The organism is Marinobacterium sp. xm-a-127 (assembly GCF_013283425.1).
Classification (GTDB): Bacteria; Pseudomonadota; Gammaproteobacteria; order Pseudomonadales; family Balneatricaceae; genus Marinobacterium_E.
Genome location: NZ_WBYH01000002.1, coordinates 167,323 through 186,132, shown reverse-complemented (window position 1 = coordinate 186,132; position 18,810 = coordinate 167,323). Strand labels below are relative to the sequence as shown.

The 18,810-nt window shown below is 48.9% G+C and carries 16 protein-coding genes; 5 read left to right on the top strand and 11 right to left on the bottom strand.

The window, feature by feature from the left end; translation table 11 throughout:
- Nucleotides 1-162: 162 nt before the first annotated feature.
- From XMA127_RS05025 to gap, 6 genes are all read right to left on the bottom strand, one after another.
- On the bottom strand, nucleotides 163-1,314 hold the full coding sequence (locus XMA127_RS05025) for a carbohydrate ABC transporter permease (protein WP_173483174.1): 1,152 nt from the start codon (nucleotides 1,312-1,314) through the stop codon (nucleotides 163-165).
- Nucleotides 1,314-2,312, bottom strand: coding sequence for a carbohydrate ABC transporter permease (locus tag XMA127_RS05020; protein WP_173483173.1), 999 nt, complete (start codon nucleotides 2,310-2,312; stop codon nucleotides 1,314-1,316). Before XMA127_RS05020 ends, XMA127_RS05025 begins: the two co-directional genes overlap by 1 nt.
- Before the next feature lie 136 nt (nucleotides 2,313-2,448).
- A complete protein-coding gene (locus XMA127_RS05015; RefSeq protein ID WP_173494355.1) occupies nucleotides 2,449-3,807 on the bottom strand; it encodes an ABC transporter substrate-binding protein in 1,359 nt (452 codons plus the stop codon).
- Nucleotides 3,808-3,906: 99 nt separating this feature from the next.
- Nucleotides 3,907-5,010 carry a sn-glycerol-3-phosphate ABC transporter ATP-binding protein UgpC gene (locus XMA127_RS05010; protein WP_173494356.1) on the bottom strand — a complete coding sequence of 368 codons (1,104 nt, stop codon included), beginning with the start codon at nucleotides 5,008-5,010 and terminating at the stop codon, nucleotides 3,907-3,909.
- 391 nt (nucleotides 5,011-5,401) lie between these two features.
- On the bottom strand, nucleotides 5,402-6,850 hold the full coding sequence (gene pyk, locus XMA127_RS05005; protein ID WP_173498963.1) for a pyruvate kinase: 1,449 nt from the start codon (nucleotides 6,848-6,850) through the stop codon (nucleotides 5,402-5,404).
- Nucleotides 6,851-6,977: 127 nt separating this feature from the next.
- Nucleotides 6,978-7,982, bottom strand: coding sequence for a type I glyceraldehyde-3-phosphate dehydrogenase (gene gap, locus XMA127_RS05000; RefSeq protein ID WP_173481556.1), 1,005 nt, complete (start codon nucleotides 7,980-7,982; stop codon nucleotides 6,978-6,980).
- A gap of 294 nt (nucleotides 7,983-8,276) precedes the next feature.
- Between gap and XMA127_RS04995 the strand changes: the two genes are divergently transcribed.
- A complete protein-coding gene (locus XMA127_RS04995) occupies nucleotides 8,277-9,128 on the top strand; it encodes a MurR/RpiR family transcriptional regulator (RefSeq protein ID WP_173481555.1) in 852 nt (283 codons plus the stop codon).
- 2 nt (nucleotides 9,129-9,130) lie between these two features.
- A complete protein-coding gene (glk, locus tag XMA127_RS04990) occupies nucleotides 9,131-10,084 on the top strand; it encodes a glucokinase (RefSeq protein WP_173494357.1) in 954 nt (317 codons plus the stop codon).
- Between the two features lie 129 nt (nucleotides 10,085-10,213).
- On the opposite strand, the gene XMA127_RS04985 is transcribed toward glk, so the two are convergent.
- A complete protein-coding gene (locus XMA127_RS04985; protein WP_173498962.1) occupies nucleotides 10,214-11,086 on the bottom strand; it encodes a helix-turn-helix domain-containing protein in 873 nt (290 codons plus the stop codon).
- Nucleotides 11,087-11,229: 143 nt separating this feature from the next.
- Between XMA127_RS04985 and XMA127_RS04980 the strand changes: the two genes are divergently transcribed.
- From XMA127_RS04980 to XMA127_RS04970, 3 genes are read left to right on the top strand one after another with little or no spacing between them, the layout of a single operon-like run.
- Complete coding sequence (locus XMA127_RS04980; protein WP_173498961.1) at nucleotides 11,230-12,270, top strand: aromatic ring-hydroxylating dioxygenase subunit alpha; 1,041 nt, start codon at nucleotides 11,230-11,232, stop codon at nucleotides 12,268-12,270.
- Nucleotides 12,263-13,204, top strand: coding sequence for a PDR/VanB family oxidoreductase (locus tag XMA127_RS04975; RefSeq protein WP_173498960.1), 942 nt, complete (start codon nucleotides 12,263-12,265; stop codon nucleotides 13,202-13,204). The genes XMA127_RS04980 and XMA127_RS04975 overlap by 8 nt, the downstream gene beginning before the upstream one ends.
- 5 nt (nucleotides 13,205-13,209) lie before the next feature.
- Nucleotides 13,210-13,968 carry a CLCA_X family protein gene (locus XMA127_RS04970; protein ID WP_173489111.1) on the top strand — a complete coding sequence of 253 codons (759 nt, stop codon included), beginning with the start codon at nucleotides 13,210-13,212 and terminating at the stop codon, nucleotides 13,966-13,968.
- A 141-nt stretch (nucleotides 13,969-14,109) separates the two neighbouring features.
- On the opposite strand, the gene XMA127_RS04965 is transcribed toward XMA127_RS04970, so the two are convergent.
- The 4 genes from XMA127_RS04965 to XMA127_RS04950 all read right to left on the bottom strand — a co-directional run bounded on the left by XMA127_RS04965 (nucleotide 14,110) and on the right by XMA127_RS04950 (nucleotide 18,746).
- Entirely contained in the window at nucleotides 14,110-15,567 is a 1,458-nt protein-coding gene (locus XMA127_RS04965) for a deoxyribodipyrimidine photo-lyase (protein ID WP_173498959.1), read from the bottom strand.
- A 96-nt stretch (nucleotides 15,568-15,663) separates the two neighbouring features.
- Nucleotides 15,664-17,421, bottom strand: coding sequence for a sulfate permease (locus XMA127_RS04960; protein WP_173494522.1), 1,758 nt, complete (start codon nucleotides 17,419-17,421; stop codon nucleotides 15,664-15,666).
- Nucleotides 17,422-17,447: 26 nt separating this feature from the next.
- Nucleotides 17,448-17,867: a TIGR01244 family sulfur transferase gene (locus tag XMA127_RS04955; protein WP_173483163.1), complete on the bottom strand. Its 420-nt coding sequence runs from the start codon at nucleotides 17,865-17,867 to the stop codon at nucleotides 17,448-17,450.
- A gap of 15 nt (nucleotides 17,868-17,882) precedes the next feature.
- Nucleotides 17,883-18,746, bottom strand: a complete 864-nt coding sequence (locus XMA127_RS04950; protein WP_173483162.1) for an MBL fold metallo-hydrolase — start codon at nucleotides 18,744-18,746, stop codon at nucleotides 17,883-17,885.
- Nucleotides 18,747-18,810: the final 64 nt, after the last annotated feature.

Sequence of the window (18,810 nt, the reverse complement as noted above, 5' to 3'; positions counted from 1 at the left end):
AGCCAGTCACCTTTGTTTTTTTAATTCACCAGTGACAGGCTAAAGCCAGTCACCTAATTCAGTTCATATCAACAGTGACTGGCTTTAGCCTGTCATCTGCTTTCTCAGTGATTTCCATACAGTGGATGACAGGCTGAAAGCCAGTCACCGCCAAAGGCTGGCTTAGCCTTTCACTGAACCTGCTACCAAGCCGCGGACAAAGAATCGTTGCAGGGCAAAGAAGACGAGCAGCGGCAAGATAATGCTGATGAAGGCGCCTGAGGTTAGGACTTCCCAGTTTGAACCGCGGGTACCCAGTAGGGCACGCAGTTGAGCCGTCAGTACTATCTGATCTTCGCCCTGTCCTAGGAACACCAACGCAACCAGAAGATCGTTCCATACCCATAGGAATTGGAAAATCGTGAAGCTGGCCAGAGCCGGTAGAGAGAGCGGCAGAATGATTCTGGTAAAGACCTGGAAGTGACTCGCTCCATCGACACGCGCACTCTCGATCAAATCGCCTGGCAGGCTCTTCATGTAGTTACGCATCAAGTAGATTGCCAATGGCAAGCCGAAGCCCGTATGCGCCATCCAGACACCGGGGTAGCCCTTACTCTCAAAGCCGAACATCTGGCCCAGATCTGAGTAGAGGCGCAGTAGCGGTACCAGTGAGGTTTGAAGCGGCACAACCAACAGACCAATAACCACCGCAAACAGCCACTCACGACCGGCAAACTGCATCCAGCTGAACGCGTAGGCTGCGAAAGCTGCAATCAGAACCGGAATCACCGTCGCAGGGATGGTTACGGCCAGTGTATTAAGAAACGCCTGACCGATTTTGCCTTTATCCAAGACATTGTCGTAGTTCTCTAGCGTAAAGCGTGGCGGTTGACCGTAGGCGAAGAAGATACGCTTGCCACGGCTGCCGGTAATCTCTTTGTCCTGGACATAGGTGTAGCTACCGTCACTGTTCACCGTTAGCTGCGCACCATTTTTTAGCGTTGCTGTCTCACCGGCTGGAACCTCTTCTGGATCCCGTGAGCTGCTGCCGAACGCTAAGATGTTTGTGAATGCAGTGCCATCGTCAGCCGTCAGTTGACCGCTTAAGACAAACTGACCATCAATCTGCTGTTGTGTCTCAGGTAGATCGGTCCGGGCAAAGGTGACCTGTTTTGACTCATTAAACGAGGTCCACCAGCCCGATGCCGCCAACTGATCTTTGTCACGGATAGAGCTGACAAACAGACCCAGTGTTGGGACTAGCCAAAGAATAACCAGGGCGGTTAGTGCGGTGCCGTTAAAGAACCTTGGCAAGAAAGAAGATTGTGTACTCATTAGCGTCCTGCCTCATCTTTACGGAAACGGTAGATGTTCCAAGCCATGATTGGTGTCACTGACAACATGATAATGATGGCAATGGCACTGCCTCGGCCAAAGTCACCGGCACCGCGGAACATCCAGTCATACATTAGGTTGGCCAATACTTGGGTTTCCCACTGGCCATTGGTCATCGCTAAGACGATGTCGAATACTTTCAAAACCAGAATGGCGATGGTGGTCCAAACCACGATGACGGTTGGCATGATCTGGGGTAGTGTGATTCGGAAGAATAGCTGACGACGGTTAGCGCCATCGATGATCGCTGCTTCTAGTGTCTCTTCAGGAACACTGCGAAGTGCAGCACCTAAAATCACCATCGCAAAACCGGTCTGAATCCAAATGAGGATGACCATCAGCAGTACAGAGTTCCAGATCTCCATCGATAACCAGAACTGCGGTTCGCCACCGAACGCCACCACTATGGCGTTAAGAATGCCGATTTGAGTATCGCCTTCACCGTTGTAGTGGTAGACAAACTTCCAGATAACCGAGGCACCAACAAATGAGATCGCCATCGGCATGAAAATAATTGATTTGGCGATGGTGCCGAACTTGGCACGATCGGCTAACACAGCTACTGCGAGACCAAAAACAGTAGAGAGTGTAGGCACAATGATCAGCCAAAGTAGGTTGTTGCGCAGCGTAATATGGAACTGTCCGTCATTAAACAGCCATGCGTAGTTGGACCAGCCAACAAACTCTGTGGAGTCGGAGTTTTGGAACGACAGCCACAGGGTTTCGAAAACAGGGTAGACAAGGTAGAGCGTCAAGAAGAAGAGTGCCGGCCCCGCAAATAGCCATGGGCGGATTTTCTCGCGAAGTACCTCTTTGTTAGCGCGTGATGATTTTGAAATCAGCGCATCTAGAATCCAGTTGCTGCCCCAGAAGTAGATAATAACCGCCGATACACCAATAAGGATCGCGATTAGGGCAGAGTAGATCTGTTCAGTCATAGTGGTCTCAATATGAGTCGATCAGAGAGTGGGATCAGACCTTGAGTCTGATCCCTCTTTTGAATCGCGACCTCTGCGAGATCGCTCCTACAAGAGTGTAGGAGCTTTATCGCAGATGAAGCGAAGGTGGGCGCTATTACTTGATAGCATCCCAAGCTTTTTGGATGTCGGTAGTGACTTCTTCAGCCGATTTGCCTGAAGTGAAGTCAACCATACCTGTCCAGAATGCACCGGCACCGATAGCACCTGGCATTAGGTCAGACGCATCGAAGCGGAAGGTTGTTGCATTCAAGAAGATCTCACCCTGCTTACGTAGCGTGTCGCTTGAGTAAGCTTCAAGCTTCGCGCCTTTGTGTGGTGTTAGGAAGCCTTGGCCAGCCATCCACAACTCGTGTGCGATTGGTGAAGTCAGGTAGTCCATGAAGACTTGTGATTCTGGTGAGTCCTTCATCATAGTGATCAACGTACCACCGCCAAGAACAGGGTTACCTAGATCTTTGCTTTCGTACGATGGGAAGTAGAAGAAGTCAGAATCTGTACCGATAGTCTCTTTGTACTGATCTGGGAAGAATGCAGGGATGAACGACGCCTGACGGTGCATGTAACACTTAGGTGGTGTATCGAACAAACCTTTTGGTGAGTCACCGAAGAAGATCGAAGCAACAGCAGAAGATGAACCATCCACGTAGTCGTCGTTCAGCACGAACTGACCGAAGGTGTTCATGACTTCAATGACTTTAGGATCGTTGAATGGCATCTCGTTTGAAACCCACTGGTCGTAGACAGAAGGTGGCTGAGTGCGAAGCATTAGATCTTCCATCCAGTCAGTACCAACCCAACCGGTTGCACCGCCAGACTCCATGCCGATACACCAAGGTGTGCCGCCATCTTTTACAATCTGATCAGATAGAGCAATAAGCTCTTCCATCGATTGTGGGATTTCGTAACCCATCTCTTCAAAGTTCTCTGGTACGTACCAAACGAGTGACTTCAAGTTAACGTTGTATGGAAGACCAAACATAGCCTCTTTGCCGTCAGCGCCTTTGTAAGTACCTAGATCAACCCAGCTTTGGCCTGCTGCGTAGTTAGTTGCTACTGCTTGCTCAACACTGTCAGATAGAGCGACTAGGTTACCCTGTGATGCTAGCTCAGACACGGTACCAGGTTGTGGCCATGCTGCTAGGTTGGGTGGGTTGCCCGCTTTCATATCAACTAGAACAAGCTGTTCGAAGTCGTTAGAGCCGTTGTATTCAACAGTCGCGCCGGTCGCTTCTTCGAAGTAGGCAATCACTGTGCGAAGGTTAGCTTCGTCACCATCGATCCATGGGCCGTCAAAGCGAATTGTTTTGCCATTTAGATCCATCTTTTCGAATTTTGACAGTGAATCCCAAGAGAAACGGTTGTCTGCTTTATCGAACTTTAGACCTTCAGCTGCCGCTGTGCCTGAAAGAGTAGCAAGTGCGATTGCTACCGAAAGAGTCTTACGTAGAGTCATCAGGGTAAACCTCTGTTTTGATTTTATTGTGTGAGCGGCTTGCACTATGCCGGGTGCTCAACCCGTGAAAATCATGCCGAATGCACGAAACTCAAATTCTTATTCAACCGGAAGCACACGCTGATCGTTCTGATCAAACAGGTGACAACGTTCAACCGGAATGCCGAGCTTTAATGTTTGGCCGCTCTTTGCAGTGACATCGCCATCAGCGACAACAACAACGGGTGATTCCAAACCTTCCAAATCCATATAGATCATGCACTGGTCACCAAGATGCTCGACATGGCTGACGGTGCTCTCAATAAAGAGATCGCCGCTACCATCTACTGTTAGGTGTTCTGGGCGAATGCCAAGTGCGGCTTTATCGCAGGCAAAAGCATCAGTTTGGCGCTCTAGCGTCAGAGAGTGACCATCAAGAGAGATCGTGATCTGATTTTTCTCGACTGCATCGACACTCACTTCTAGGAAGTTCATCTTCGGTGAGCCAATGAAACCAGCGACAAAACGGTTAGCAGGGCGGTGGTACAGTTCCAGTGGCGCACCCACCTGCTCAATGCGGCCTGCGCTTAGAACGACGATTTTGTCTGCAAGCGTCATCGCTTCGATCTGATCGTGAGTCACGTAGATCATAGTGTTCTTTAGCGTACCGTGAAGACGAGCAATTTCGATACGCATCTGAACACGTAGTGCCGCATCTAAATTAGAAAGAGGCTCGTCGAAAAGGAAGACTTTAGGCTCACGAACTATGGCGCGACCTATAGCAACACGTTGGCGCTGGCCACCTGATAGAGCTTTAGGCTTACGATCCAGTAGATGATCCAGTTGCAGAGTCTTAGCCACTTCAGTTACGCGGCTGCGGATCTCATCCTTAGGCATGCCAGAGAGTTCAAGACCAAACGCCATGTTGTGGTAGACGGACATGTGCGGATAGAGCGCATATGACTGAAAGACCATGCCGATGCCACGCTCTTTAGGTGTGTGATCGTTGACGCGCTCACCAGCGATATTCAGGTCGCCTGAAGAGATCTCTTCAAGTCCTGCAATACAACGAAGTAGGGTTGATTTACCACAGCCTGAAGGCCCAACGAATACCACAAACTCACCGTCGGTGATGTCGAGATTAACATCATGAAGAATGTGGACCGGCGTTTTGCTTTTTTCGCCGTAAATTTTGTTTAGGTTGCTCAGATTGACCGATGCCACCAAAAACCTCCAGTTGCTTATTATTAATACTGCTTCCTGCAGTTATAAGATTATGCAAAACAGACGCTTTACTTAATCGATTTAGTAGCTACGTAATTTAGTCAGGGAACGATTAAGAAACAAGTCAAAAATGCTTCTTAACGGGTTCTTAAATTTTTTGCGGTGCGTTAAGAGGGTGGCGTAGAAAAGCGTTGGAGCGGTCTTGAAAAGGCCGCGATGAATTTAGTGTCTGGAAGACGCTGAGAAGGCAGATGACAGGCTGAAGCCAGTCACTGTCACTTCGTAAGGTAGATAAACAGGTGACGGGTTGAAGCCAGTCACTGCTAGTTCATAAGAGGGGATATACCGGTGACAGGCATTCAGCCTGTCATCCGCAGTGAGTTTGTAAGATTTACTTAATATTCGGTCCGACGCGAACGATCTTCATGGTGTTGGTACCACCCTGAGCGTTGACGTAGTCGCCCTTAGTAATCAAGACGATATCACCCTCTTTTACTACCTTACGACGCTGTAGCTCTTCGACAGCACGTTGGTTGATCTCTTCGTTGGGAACCGCTTCTGAATCAAACGGAACGGTTTTAACGCCACGGTAGAGTGCCACGCGGGTCTGTGTCTTTGGATTCTTTGAGAAGGCGAAGATCGGTAGGCCAGAGCGAATGCGCGACATCAGAAGGGGTGTAGCCCCTGATTCAGTCATAGAAATAATCGCAGTGACACCCTCTAAGTGGTTAGCCGTATACATAGCCGCCAAGGCGATCGATTCATCGATTTTGTGGAACCGCTCGTTCATACGGTGCTTAGAGACTTGAGATTGACGGTTCTTCTCGGCGCCTATAATGACTCGAGACATCGCCTCAACGGTCTCAATTGGGAACTCACCAGCAGCCGTTTCAGCTGAGAGCATGACGGCATCGGTTCCATCTAGAACAGCGTTGGCTACGTCAAAAACCTCTGCACGAGTCGGCATGGGGCTGGAGATCATTGACTCCATCATCTGCGTTGCTGTGATTACGGTGCGATCCAGTGTGCGTGCACGATCGATGATCAATTTCTGAATGCCGATCAGTTCTGCATCGCCGATCTCTACGCCCAGGTCGCCACGAGCCACCATGACGCTGTCGGATGCCAGAATGATCTCATCGATATTTTCGACACAGCTAACCGTCTCTGCCCGCTCGATCTTGGCAACAATACCTGCGTCACCACCGGCCGCATTCATCAGTTCGCGCGCTTCTGTGATGTCAGCACCTGAGCGAGGGAAAGAGACCGCTAGGTAGTCAACATCGATCTCTGCTGCGGTAATGATGTCTGCTTTATCTTTTTCAGTCAGAGCAGCAGCTGAAAGGCCTCCGCCCTGTAGGTTGATGCCCTTATTGTTTGAAAGTGGGCCACCAACGGTCACTTCACACTCTAAGCGGTTTGGCTTTTTCTCAACAACGCGCATCTGTACACGACCGTCATCAAGCAGTAGCACATCATCTGGTTTACAATCTTCTACCAGTTGCTCGTAGTCGATACCCACCGCTTCCTGTGAACCGGCTGTTTTGTCCATGCTCGAGTCCAGAGCAAAACGATCACCCACTTTAAGATGGATTTTGGTATCTGTGAATCGAGCGATACGAATTTTAGGGCCTTGTAAGTCACCCAAGATCGCAACGAATCGACCCGCTTTAGCGGCTGCTTCGCGAACCATGGCTGCGCGCTTCTTGTGATCATCCGCCTCGCCGTGCGAGAAGTTTAATCGGACAACGTTCACACCCGCTTGAACGAGGCGTTCAAGTACCTCTGGTGAATCGGTTGCTGGGCCAAGGGTAGCGACAATTTTGGTTCTGCGTTGCATCTTAAATCCTTAAGCGGTTTGCTTTCGGTGGGTAAGCAGGGCTAACTAGTGTTAGCCCTCAGTTGTAGAGAGTTGTAGAAAGTTATACCACGATTAGATGGCGTTTGTGTGAAATGGTTGTTCAGTTTTATTGAGCAACGACTTTAGCAAAACGAAGCATGTTACAGGTGTAGCCATACTCGTTGTCATACCAAGCGACCACTTTCACAAAGGTGTCATCCAATTGGATGCCAGCCTTGCAGTCGAAGATCGATGACTTGTTACAACCACGGAAATCCGTTGCAACAACGGCATCATCAGTAAAGCCTAGCGTTTCACCCAGAGCGCCTGTCTCTGAAGCTTCACGCATTGCACAGCAGATATCTTCGTAGCTCGCTTCACTATTTAGCTCAACGGTTAGGTCAACGACCGATACGTCTGTAGTTGGTACACGGAAAGCCATACCGGTAAGTTTGCCGTTGAGTTCAGGAAGTACTACTCCCACCGCTTTAGCGGCACCAGTAGAGGAGGGGATGATGTTCTCTAGAATACCACGACCGCCGCGCCAATCTTTTGCCGATGGGCCGTCAACGGTTTTTTGAGTCGCTGTAGCGGCGTGAACCGTTGTCATTAGACCGCGTTTCACACCCCATTTGTCGTTTAGGACTTTAGCCACGGGTGCAAGACAGTTGGTTGTACAAGAGGCTGCAGAGACGATCGCTTGGCCTGCGTAGGTTTCGTGGTTTACGCCATAAACGAACATCGGAGTGCCGTCTTTTGATGGAGCCGACATGACCACTTTCTTAGCGCCTGCTTCAATATGTTTTTGACAACCCTCTTCGGTTAGGAAGAAGCCAGTACACTCAAGGACGAGATCGACATCGATATCACCCCAAGCAAGATCAGCAGGATCGCGCTCAGCGGTTAGGCGGATGGTTTTGCCGTTCACAATTAGGTTGCCGTTGTCGGTTTGGATATCGCCTTTAAATTGACCGTGCACTGAGTCGTATTTCAGCATGTAAGCCAGGTATTCAGACCCAAGTAGGTCGTTAATACCAACCACCTCAATATCACCATTGAACTCTTGGTAGATTGCACGGAACGCCATACGGCCGATGCGGCCAAAACCGTTAATGCCAACGCGAATTGTCATTTCAAAACCCTCGTAACTAATTTTATTATCAGTTTATGTTGTAAATTTACGTACAGTTTTGCCGACTTTCGTCTAAAGTTCAATCGTATGGGTTATAAAATCCCTATTCTTTTTTGCAATAATGACCCTATTTATAGCGTATATAGCCAATTTTCATAGGGTTTACGCTATTTAAGGCTACTCTCATAAAAGTTATTAACTTACGTAATTTCTTTTAATTCGTAAGTTTTTTACTAACCTTTGGTGTGTTAAAGTAACTTAATTAGATTTCGATGAAATTTGTTGAGGTAGCTAATGCCATCTAACATCATGCAGCAGATCAGTGCAGAGCTTGAGTCGCTGAACCGATCCGAGCGTAAAGTCGCTGAAGTCATTCTTGCAGACCCGCAGGCGGCGACAAGATCCTCTATTGCCGTATTAGCTCGCGCTGCTCAGGTGAGTGAGCCGACGGTTAATCGTTTTTGTAAACGTTTCAATACAGCCGGTTTCCCAGATTTTAAACTGCATCTAGCTCAGGCGTTAGCACACGGTGTTCCCTATGTTAGTCGCAGTGTCGAACCTGATGACGACTCAGAGAGCTACACCAACAAGATCATCGACGCGACCATCGCTGCGTTGGTCACTGCTAAGAAGACCGTTGATCCACAGATGATCAATCTAGCGGTGGATCAGTTGATTCAGGCTAAGCAGATCATGTTTTTTGGCTTGGGTGCCTCTTGGCCTGTTGCGCAAGATGCTCAGCACAAGTTCTTCCGCTTTAACATCCCAGTCGTCGCTTACGACGACGTACTGATGCAGCGTATGACTGCGGCTGCTTCTTCTACAGGCGATGTTATTGTCATTATCAGTTACACCGGTCGTACTCGTGAGTTAGTTGATATTGCTGAGCTAGCCCGTGCGAGTGGTGCCACCGTGGTTGGCATTACCGCACCGAATTCACCACTGGCACAGCACTGTTCTATTGTTGTTGAGGTTGATGCACCAGAAGATACCGATGTCTACATGCCAATGACCTCTCGTATTATGCACCTGACCGTAATCGATATACTGGCGACGGGTGTCACGTTACGTCGCGGACCGGACTTCCTTAAGCACCTCAAGAACATCAAAGACTCATTAAAAGAGACACGTTACCCAGCAAAATAGGTATGAGTGTGGACAACTTCTCTCTAATTGCCGATATCGGTGGCACCAACGCGCGTTTTGCCATGGTTGAAACGGGTTCTATTAATCCGACTAATATTCGTAATTTAGCAGTCGATGACTTTGCATCGATTGATCTGGCGATTAAACAGTACCTTAGTGATCTTGGAAGTGATGTTCCCGATCGTTGCTGTATTGCCATCGCTTGTCCTACTCACAACGATAGGATTTCGATGACCAACAACGGTTGGGTATTTTCAAAGCGAGATCTGCAGAACCATTTTGGTATTGAACAGCTCTCTGTCATCAATGATTACGCTGCGATGGCCTATGCTGCGGCTAATCTGACGGGTGATCAACTGATTCAGGTGGGTCGTGGAGAGCCTTTAGAGGATTTCCCTATTGCTGTGTTGGGCGCAGGCACGGGTTTAGGTGTGTCAGGGTTAGTTCGCTCAGGAGGAGCGTCTATTCCTCTGGTGACCGAGGGCGGGCATGTCGATTTTGCACCGACCACAGAGCAAGAGGTTGCGATTCTGCGTTGGTTGTTAAAACGTTATGAACGTGTCTCAGCAGAACGTCTTGTGTCGGGTATGGGGATTCAAAACATCTACCAAGCCCTAGCGGAATTACGTGGCTCTCCGGTTGAGCGAATCTCACCTGCTGAGATCAGTCGCTTAGCGTTTGAGGAGCGAGATCAGTTCGCGTTAGAGACGCTGGAACAGTTCTGTAAAATCTATGGCAGTGTTGCCGGTAACTTAGCTCTCTCATATGGAGCCCAGGGTGGTGTATTCGTCACTGGAGGAATTGTCCCTAAGATGCTCGACTTCTTTATCGAGAGTGGGTTTAGACAGCGCTTTGAAGCTAAAGGGCGTTTCGATCAGTACATGTCGACCATTCCGACCTATGTTATGACGGCTGAAGAGCCGGGTTTGATTGGGGCTGCAGCGGCGTTGGTATAGGGCTCTGGAAGTCTGATGGTAGTGCCGATGACAGGCTGAAAGCCAGTCACGGCGGCTCCGTAGTGGGATTGGCACACCGGTGACTGGCCTTCAGCCTGTCACCCGCTGTTTCAGTTGGCACTGACCTGATTACCCGCTCTCTACGTTAAACTGATGCCGTTTACGAAATACCATTGGTGTTTCACCAAGCTCTCGTTTAACGAATCGCGTGAAATACCCCGGATCACTGAATCCTAACTCATCCGATATTAATGCGATTGATCGCTGGGTGAAGGCTAACCGTCGTTTGATCTCAATGGCTAAACGCTGATTGATCGTTTGTAGAGCACTTTTTCCAAAGTGCTTTTTGCACAGACGATTGAGGGTACTCGTTGAAACTCCGCACTGAGATGCGTAATCATCAATATCCAATCGGTTCTCTAAATTTCTTTCGATCAGTTGAGAAAACTGTTTCAACGCATCGGGTAGCTTCTCACTCAATGTTAACGCGGTATCCACTCTTTTGATCATTGCGAACAGTGTGTGGATCAGTTGCAGTGACACGCTCTGTTGATCGGTAGGTTGTTGCTGCTCTTCTATTAAAAGTTCTGCGATCGTCAGTATCTGTTTTGCCGCTTCCTCTTTATCCCCCAAAAGAAGAATAGAGGCGCTGCTGGTCACAATATCGATGTCTTGCTGAATAATCGGCAGAGCGATGCTTAAAATGACTCCTCTTATACCGCTGTGAAAGTGAAAACCGTGTCTGTTCTCTGGCGGTAGCGTAACGATGACCGGTTCGTTAATTGAGACTTGATCATCCTCCAGTTGAATTTCAGCTTCACCTTTTTCAATGATTAAGACCTGAAATAGATCGCTATGCTTATGCGGTTTGATAACGCCGCGGTAGGGTCTGCTACTCTCTTGAACCGTTTCAATATGAACAAATCCTGCTTGAGCGTCACTCTGGCTGTCACCGTAGAGTACATAGTTGGGCGTTATAGATGACTTTGTAGATCTCTGCATGACGAAAAAAGTAAATCCATTGATGTTATTTACCTATAATTTCTATTATTTGATCGAAAAGTGCAATTAATTGGCGTTTTTTTGAGTTGGGAGTTCTTAAGCCAATTGCGATACTGATTTCATAAAATTAAAAGGAGTTCGTCATGCATATTCAAAACGCCTGGTACGTCGCGGCTATGTCGTCTGAAGTGACAGATAAACCACTCGGTCGCACCATCTGTAACCACAACTTGGTTATGTACCGTGGTAAAGATGATGCCATCGCCTGTATTGAAGACTTTTGTCCTCACCGTGGTGCGGCCATGTCGTTGGGGTATGTAGAAGAGGGTGAGTTGGTCTGTGGTTATCATGGCCTGCGTATGGGACCAGATGGTCAGACGATCTCGATGCCTAAACAGCGTACCGATCGATTCCCTTGCACTCGCTCGTTCCCAGTGATGGAGAAGTACGGGTTTGTCTGGGTGTGGCCCGGCGATAAAGCGCTAGCGGATGAGTCTAAATTGCCTAAGTTCCATTGGGCTGAGAATGAGGGTTGGGCTTATGGTGGAGGCCTGTTCCACATAAAGTGTGACTATCGTTTGATGATTGATAATCTGATGGACCTGACTCACGAGACCTACGTTCACTCGACCAGCATTGGCCAAAAAGAGATCGATGAAGCACCGGTAAAAACGCGTATGGAGGGTGATCAGGTCATTACTGAGCGCTTTATGCCTGAGGTTAAAGCCCCTCCGTTCTGGCAGATGGCGATGGAGTTTCAGGGGTTAGACCCTAATGCAATCGTCGATCGTTGGCAGATCTGCCGTTTTAATGCACCGAGTCACATCATGATTGACGTAGGCGTAGCGCTGGCTGGTAACGGTGGTATTGATGCACCGCTTGAGAAACGTGCTAGCAGTGTGGTGGTCGATTTTATTACCCCTGAGACGGATTCAACCATGCACTACTTCTGGGGTATGGCGAGAAACTTCCAGCCTGAAGATACAGCGCTGACCGATAAGATTCGTGAAGGGCAGGGTGGTATCTTTACTGAAGATCTTGAAGTACTGGAAGCGCAGCAGAAGAACTTGGATCGTTACCCAGATCGTGACCTGCTTAAATTGGATATTGATGCCGGCGGTGTTCAGGCGCGCCGTATGATTGAGCGTGCGATTAAGTTAGAACAGGAGGCGGGCAATGCTTAAGCTGCGGGTTGCGAGTAAAGCTCCACTCACCGATCAGATTGTGAGCCTGAAGTTGGAATCCGTATCAGGCGAGCCACTGCCGGAAGTAGCTGCAGGAGCACATATCAATTTACACCTAGGTACCGGTTTGAGCCGACAGTACTCAATTTGTAACCCTGGCACATCAACTCAGTACTATGAACTTGCAGTGTTGATTGAAACTGAATCACGTGGGGGTTCTAAAGCCGTTGCTGCGCTTGAATTCGATGACGTCATTGAGGCGGATGAGCCGCAAAATCACTTTGGCTTGAAAACAGCGTCCAATCACCGTTTATTTGCGGCAGGCATCGGTATAACACCGATGCTTGCGATGGCGCGTGAACTGAACGCACGAGGCAGTCAATTTGATCTACTCTACCGAGCAAAGTCACCGGAGAGAGCGGCCTTTTACTCTCAACTTCAGCAGTGTGATTTCTCTGAGGCCTGCCGTTTCTCTTTCTCTAGTGATGGCGGGCTTGATCTGGCTTCTGAGTTGGCAAATCCTCAGGCCGATGAGCAGCTCTATGTGTGTGGCCCACAGCGTTTTATTGATGCGTTATTAGAGGCCGCCAAAGAGACTGGCTGGCGCACAGATCAGATCAATCGTGAGTATTTCAATGCGACCGTTCTAGAAGTGGAAGAGGGTGACCAGCCCTTTACCGTGAAGTTGAAATCGACCGGTGATGAGTATCTGGTTCCGGTTGATCAAACCATTGCTGAAGTTCTAGAGAATGCAGGCGTCTTTGTGCCTCTCTCTTGTGAATCGGGTGTCTGTGGTACCTGTCTAGTTGATGTTGTTTCCGGTGAGCCGGATCACCGAGATCTGTATCAAAGCGAAGAGGAGCAGGCCTCAAATCGACAAATGACGGTCTGCTGTTCACGCAGTAAAACGCCTGTGATCGAGATTGATTTGTAGAACGAATGCAGCGCGTTTGGCGACGAGGCCCTCCCCGAAATCTGGGTCACAACCCTGGGTTTAATGAGATTCGCAATTTCTTCGATTTTCGTTCGGTGCGCATTGGTGGGTGGGTCACCGCTGAAGAGCAGGCGATACGGGCTGAAGAGTTCTTTATTGCTCTGTTAGATCTGCAAGAGATTCTCGGTCTTCCAAATTTTGCGCTGTCACTTCGTGGCGAACTATCACTCCATTATGGCACCGGTGGACGTCCCGGTGTCTGTGCGCACTATCAACCCTCAGCTAGAACCCTTGCCCTGGCTAAAAAAGCCGGAATTGGCAGTTTGGCTCATGAGTGGGCGCACGCTTTAGATCACTATCTGGCTAAGACCTCTTTCGAAGAGGATGTTGGTGCACGTTTCGCAACGACCGCATGGTTGGCTGACTTTACCCACAAAGTGCATCCGCTTAATGATGCCTTAGACAGGCTATACACGACGCTCTACCTTTCCAACGATAAGCAGAGTCCAAGTGACTATGTCACTCGATCCGTTGTGCTAGATAAACAAGCAGGAACGCTCTATTGGAGCTTGCCCGAAGAGCTGTTTGCTCGTGCTTTTGAGGCTTGGATCTCGAGAGCCGTTATCAAAAATAGCCTATTGATCAACCCTAAGGATATTGTGCGAGATACGAAAGGGCTCTATCCATTTGAGTCTGAAGCTAATGTGATTGATAAAGCGTTTGAGGATTACTTTGGGTTGTTGGGGTATGCGCTTTCTAGGTAGTTTCTGAAACGCTGTTGGTGCCGATGACAGGCTAAAGCCAGTCACGGGAGCTCCGTTAGGTGACAAGCTAAAGCCAGTCACGTCAGTACTACCAAGGTGACTGGCTTTCAGCCTGTCATCCGCTGTTGAGTTAACGGCAAGCTACTCAATCACATGCCTCCTAAGAATGGCTCGATTATGCATCTGAACCTCTGGCCGTTCACGCCAACTCCAAAACAGCTCTCTGGCTTCAGCAGCTGAATGTTTTAGATCGACAATTGGATCTGGATAGCTCTGCTCACTCTCCAGCATCTGTTTCTCAAGTCCACCCATCGCCCAAGGGGAGTGTCTGAGCTCTTTGGGTAGTTCCGCTAGTTCAGGTACCCATTTCGCGATGAAGTGACCCTCTGGATCATGCTCCTCGGCCTGTAGGGTGGGGTTGTAGATTCTTAACGTATTAATACCCGTTGTACCTGCTTGCATCTGTAACTGTGGGAAGTGAATGCCCGGTTCAAAATCGAGAAACTGTCGAGCTAAGTGAGGTGAGCCGAGGCGCCAATCAATCTTTAGGTAGTGGCATAGAAAGCTTACAAGCATCGCTCGCATTCTAAAGTTGATGTAACCGGTACGATTGAGTGCTCGCATGCAGGCATCAACCAGAGGCACGCCTGTCATACCACTCTCCCACGCCTTTAGATCTTCTTCGACTTTTTTATCTGTTCGCCACGGAAATTGGTTGTAGCCGGCATTGATCGGTTGGGTTTCTATCTCGATCTGAGATTCAAATTTTTGAATGAAGTGGCAGTGCCAGTGCAAACGCGATCGAAACGCTCTAAGGGATCTCTCCCACTGGCCTTTAATGCCAGGGGGTTTGGATTGTTGGTAAACCTCAGCCAGGCTGATATTTCCCCACGCAAGGTAGGGGGACAGTCGACTGCAGTGCTTGCGAGAGGCGGAGGGTTTAGAGATCGCTTTGGAATAGAGCTGACCACGCTCCGTGAAAAAGCTCTCTATCACAGATGCTGCTGCGCTAGGGCCACCGTATTGCATCAGCGAGTCAGCCTCTAACCAATCCGGTTGAGGTTTAAAATAGGGTAGTGGGTTTGAGTGATCTAGCCTAGCAGGGATGAGTTGGGTTAGGTCCGGTTGATGTAGTGGACCTTTGATCCGTGCATCCCAATTATCCAACCAGTTATCACGACTGCGAGCCCCTCTAATAACGGCTCCGTAGGGTGACTCATTCCACTGAATGCCCTGCTTCATGCATAACCTCTTTACCCGTTTATCACGGGCAAAGGTTTTGGCCATGCCGATCTCTTCATGGCTATAGATTGAGTGAACAGGCGTGTCTGAGAGGATTGTAGCGAGTACTTCAGTTGGTTCGCCATTAAGCATCACTATTTTAGAATCAAATGCCGCAAGCTGATGATTGATATCGTTGATGCTCTGATAGATAAACCGCCAGTGACGTTCACTGTAGTGGCTATCTTCCATGAGCTCAGGTTCGAAAATGTAGATAAGCAGTAGAGGTAAGCCTGATTCAATCGCCTCTTTTAGAGGTCGGTGATCGGTCAGGCGAAGATCGCGTTTGAACCAGACAATGTTGATGGGGGTTGGCATGGGTACCTCTGTTGATGCAGAGGTATAGGTTGAGGGGGGTGAATCGGATCACTGCCGCATGATAAAGCCGATGACAGGCTGAAGGCCTGTCACCATTTAGTCGGACAAAGCCGCTTTGGCGCATTTGCTCATGCGCGTATCGGACTCGTTATGAAGAGTGCACCAGGCTTGGTATTGGCTGAGGAATACTTGGCCAGTCAGTTCGTTTAGGAAATGACTCTTCTTTAGTTGGTCCATAACTGGGCCTTTTACCTCTGATAGGTGGAAGCAGACACCAAAGTCTTTGAGTCGCTGATTAATCGCCTCAAGAGACTCTAGAGCCGATGCATCGATCAGATTGACGGCTGGGCACATCAGAACAAAGTGCTGGACCCCTTTTTGTTGGGCAATCAGGTCGTAGACGCGATCTTCTAAATAACGCGCGTTAACGAAGTAGAGGCTCATGTCGATACGCAGTGTGATGATCTTCTCATCGTACTCCACTTCAAAACGATCGACGTTGCGGAAGTGCTCTGTGCCAGGAATTCGGCCGACAATCGCATCGTGTGGCTTACTTGTACGCTGCAGAAACAGGGCGATCGATAGGGTCACACCAGCGATGATGCCTGCTTCTACACCGACTAACAGCGTCAGTAGTATGGTTGCCAGCATTGCCATGAAGTCAGGCTTCGAGTAGCTCCAAGTGCGTTTTAGAGCACCAAGATCTACTAGCGATAAAACAGCCACGATAATGGTTGCTGCCAGTGTAGCTTTGGGTAAGAAGAATAGAAGCGGTGTTAGGAAGAGGGTAGCCACGGCAATACCCACTGCTGTGAATGCCCCAGCAGCTGGTGTCTCTGCGCCGGCATCAAAGTTGACAACGGAGCGAGAGAATCCACCTGTCACTGGGAAGCCGCCAGATACCGCTGAACCTACGTTGGATGCGCCTAGGCCAATCAACTCTTGGCTGGGATCAATTCTTTGACGACGCTTCGCTGCCAGTGTTTGTGCAACAGAGACTGACTCAACAAAACCGACAATACTGATCAGCATGGCTGAAATTAACAGTTGTTGCCAAAGTTCTGCATCAAAATGTGGCAGTGCAAACTCGGGTAGTCCTGTTGGAACGATACCAACGACTTTGACCCCCTCAAGCTCTAGGCGGTAGTAGTAGGTCGCAAAGGCTGTGGCGGCTACAGCCAAAACAGGTCCCGCTTTGGCAATGACATCAGCCAGTTTTGAGTTCATCCCGGTTTTAAGCAGAAGTGGCTTTAAGCACTTACGGGTCCAGAACAAGAAGGCTGTCGCAGAGACACCGATAATCAGTGTCGGGATGTTGGTGTCCTCTAGGTGAATGATGATTGAAGAGAGAATGTCATATAGATTGTGGCCAGACGCGTTGATGCCAAGAATATGTTTTAGCTGGCTGGCGGCGATGATCAGTCCAGAGGCGGTAATGAAGCCGGAGATGACCGGGTGGCTGAGCAAGTTGGCCATCGCGCCCAATTTAAAAAAGCCCATCAGTATTAGCAGTGTGCCCGAAATGAGCGCCAAAGCACCGGCAGCGGCAATGTAATCGGTGGTGTTGGCAAGTCCGAGGCTACCTAAAGCGGTTGCGGTCATCAGTGAAACAACAGCAACAGGGCCAACGGCTAGAGTACGACTGGTTCCGAAAATAGCGTAAGCGATCAGCGGCAATATACTTGCATATAGACCCACCTCTGGCGGTAATCCAGCAAGCAGAGCATAGGCCAGTGATTGAGGAATCAACATGATCGTTACAATCACTGCCGCGATAAGATCGTTGGTCAGCGTCAGCTTATTGTACGATTTTGCCCAGTCTAAAATCGGAAAATAGTTCTTCAAAGTATTAATCCTGAAAAGCAGAAAACGCTGCTTTATTACTGACGTGCCTCGATTCGCGCTCTAATTCCGTTAAGGTCATACCCAGCATTAGCGGCCTTATCGATAATCGCTTGGGCTTCCTGTCTTGACCCTTCTGCCATTCCCCATAGCATGGTGCAGCGAGTGCCGGTGCGACAAAAAGCGAAGATTGGGGTTTGCGCAGAGGCTAGGAATTGATCAAATGCCTCAACATCTTGGTCGCTGATGTTGCCAGAGATAACGGGCTGAGAGACGTAGGTTAACCCTAGCTTCTGACACTCCGCTTCAATCAGTGCTAAATCAGGTTGATCCTCACTCTCGCCGTTTGGTCGGTTGCAAATGACGGTTTTAAAGCCTGCATCAGCAATGGACTTAATATCTTCAATCGCTACTTGAGGTGACACGCTGATTGAATCGGTGAGTTTTCTTACATCCATGAAATGTTTCCTTAATCAGAAAAGGTCTACCGGAATTTTTAGGTAGCGCTGCCCGTTATCTTCAGCCGGTGGCAGGTGACCAGCACGCATATTGACTTGAACCGACGGCAGAATCAGGCGAGGCATATCAAGTGTTGCATCACGTGATTCACGCATTTGAATAAAGTCAGCCTGATCATGCTCTACGCTGACGTGAATATTGTGCTGGCGCTCTTCACCGATGGTGGTTTCAAATTGGTACTCATCACGACCAGGTGCCTTGTAGTCATGACACATAAAGACACGGGTCTCATCCGGTAGGGTGAATAGCTTCTGAATCGACTGGTAGAGGGTTGTTGCATCGCCCCCAGGAAAATCGCAACGCGCGGTTCCGTAGTCAGGCATGAATAAGGTGTCACCCACAAACAGAGCGTCACCGATTAAATAGCTCATACAAGCAGGGGTGTGTCCGGGTGTGTGGATCGCTTTTGCAGCGATTGAGCCGATATTAAATGACTCATCATCTTTGAATAGATGATCAAACTGGCTGCCATCACGTTCGAATTCTGTACCGGCATTAAACGCTTTGCCGAAAACATCTTGTACTACAGTGATGTGATCACCAATGGCTAAGGTGCCGCCCAGTTGATCCTTTAAATAGGGTGCTGCAGATAGGTGATCGGCATGAACGTGAGTTTCAAGAATCCATTTGGTCTGCAGTCCCTCTTCTTTTATGTAGGTGATGATTTGATCGGCTGATACTCGATCAGTTTTACCTGACGCGTAATCGAAATCGAGAACGGAATCGATAATTGCACACTCTTTCGTTTCAGAGTCTGAAACAACGTGGCTGAAGGTAAAGGTGGGTTCATCAAAGAAGGTTTTAACGATAGGCTGCATTGGATGCTCCATCTAGCTTTTAAGGTGCAATTAACGGTCTGTCTCGACTTTAGTTATATGCTTA

What these genes read in the sequence shown, in the direction of transcription:
- XMA127_RS04975 (WP_173498960.1), top strand. Translation starts at nt 12,263, where the DNA reads ATGCTTAAGCTGCGGGTTGCGAGTAAAGCTCCACTCACCGATCAGATT.
- pyk (WP_173498963.1), bottom strand. Translation starts at nt 6,850, where the DNA reads ATGCAACGCAGAACCAAAATTGTCGCTACCCTTGGCCCAGCAACCGAT.
- XMA127_RS04970 (WP_173489111.1), top strand. Translation starts at nt 13,210, where the DNA reads ATGCAGCGCGTTTGGCGACGAGGCCCTCCCCGAAATCTGGGTCACAAC.
- XMA127_RS05020 (WP_173483173.1), bottom strand. Translation starts at nt 2,312, where the DNA reads ATGACTGAACAGATCTACTCTGCCCTAATCGCGATCCTTATTGGTGTA.
- XMA127_RS04980 (WP_173498961.1), top strand. Translation starts at nt 11,230, where the DNA reads ATGCATATTCAAAACGCCTGGTACGTCGCGGCTATGTCGTCTGAAGTG.
- gap (WP_173481556.1), bottom strand. Translation starts at nt 7,982, where the DNA reads ATGACAATTCGCGTTGGCATTAACGGTTTTGGCCGCATCGGCCGTATG.
- XMA127_RS04955 (WP_173483163.1), bottom strand. Translation starts at nt 17,867, where the DNA reads ATGGATGTAAGAAAACTCACCGATTCAATCAGCGTGTCACCTCAAGTA.
- XMA127_RS04965 (WP_173498959.1), bottom strand. Translation starts at nt 15,567, where the DNA reads ATGCCAACCCCCATCAACATTGTCTGGTTCAAACGCGATCTTCGCCTG.
- XMA127_RS05025 (WP_173483174.1), bottom strand. Translation starts at nt 1,314, where the DNA reads ATGAGTACACAATCTTCTTTCTTGCCAAGGTTCTTTAACGGCACCGCA.
- XMA127_RS05015 (WP_173494355.1), bottom strand. Translation starts at nt 3,807, where the DNA reads ATGACTCTACGTAAGACTCTTTCGGTAGCAATCGCACTTGCTACTCTT.
- XMA127_RS04950 (WP_173483162.1), bottom strand. Translation starts at nt 18,746, where the DNA reads ATGCAGCCTATCGTTAAAACCTTCTTTGATGAACCCACCTTTACCTTC.
- XMA127_RS04995 (WP_173481555.1), top strand. Translation starts at nt 8,277, where the DNA reads ATGCCATCTAACATCATGCAGCAGATCAGTGCAGAGCTTGAGTCGCTG.
- XMA127_RS04985 (WP_173498962.1), bottom strand. Translation starts at nt 11,086, where the DNA reads ATGCAGAGATCTACAAAGTCATCTATAACGCCCAACTATGTACTCTAC.
- glk (WP_173494357.1), top strand. Translation starts at nt 9,131, where the DNA reads ATGAGTGTGGACAACTTCTCTCTAATTGCCGATATCGGTGGCACCAAC.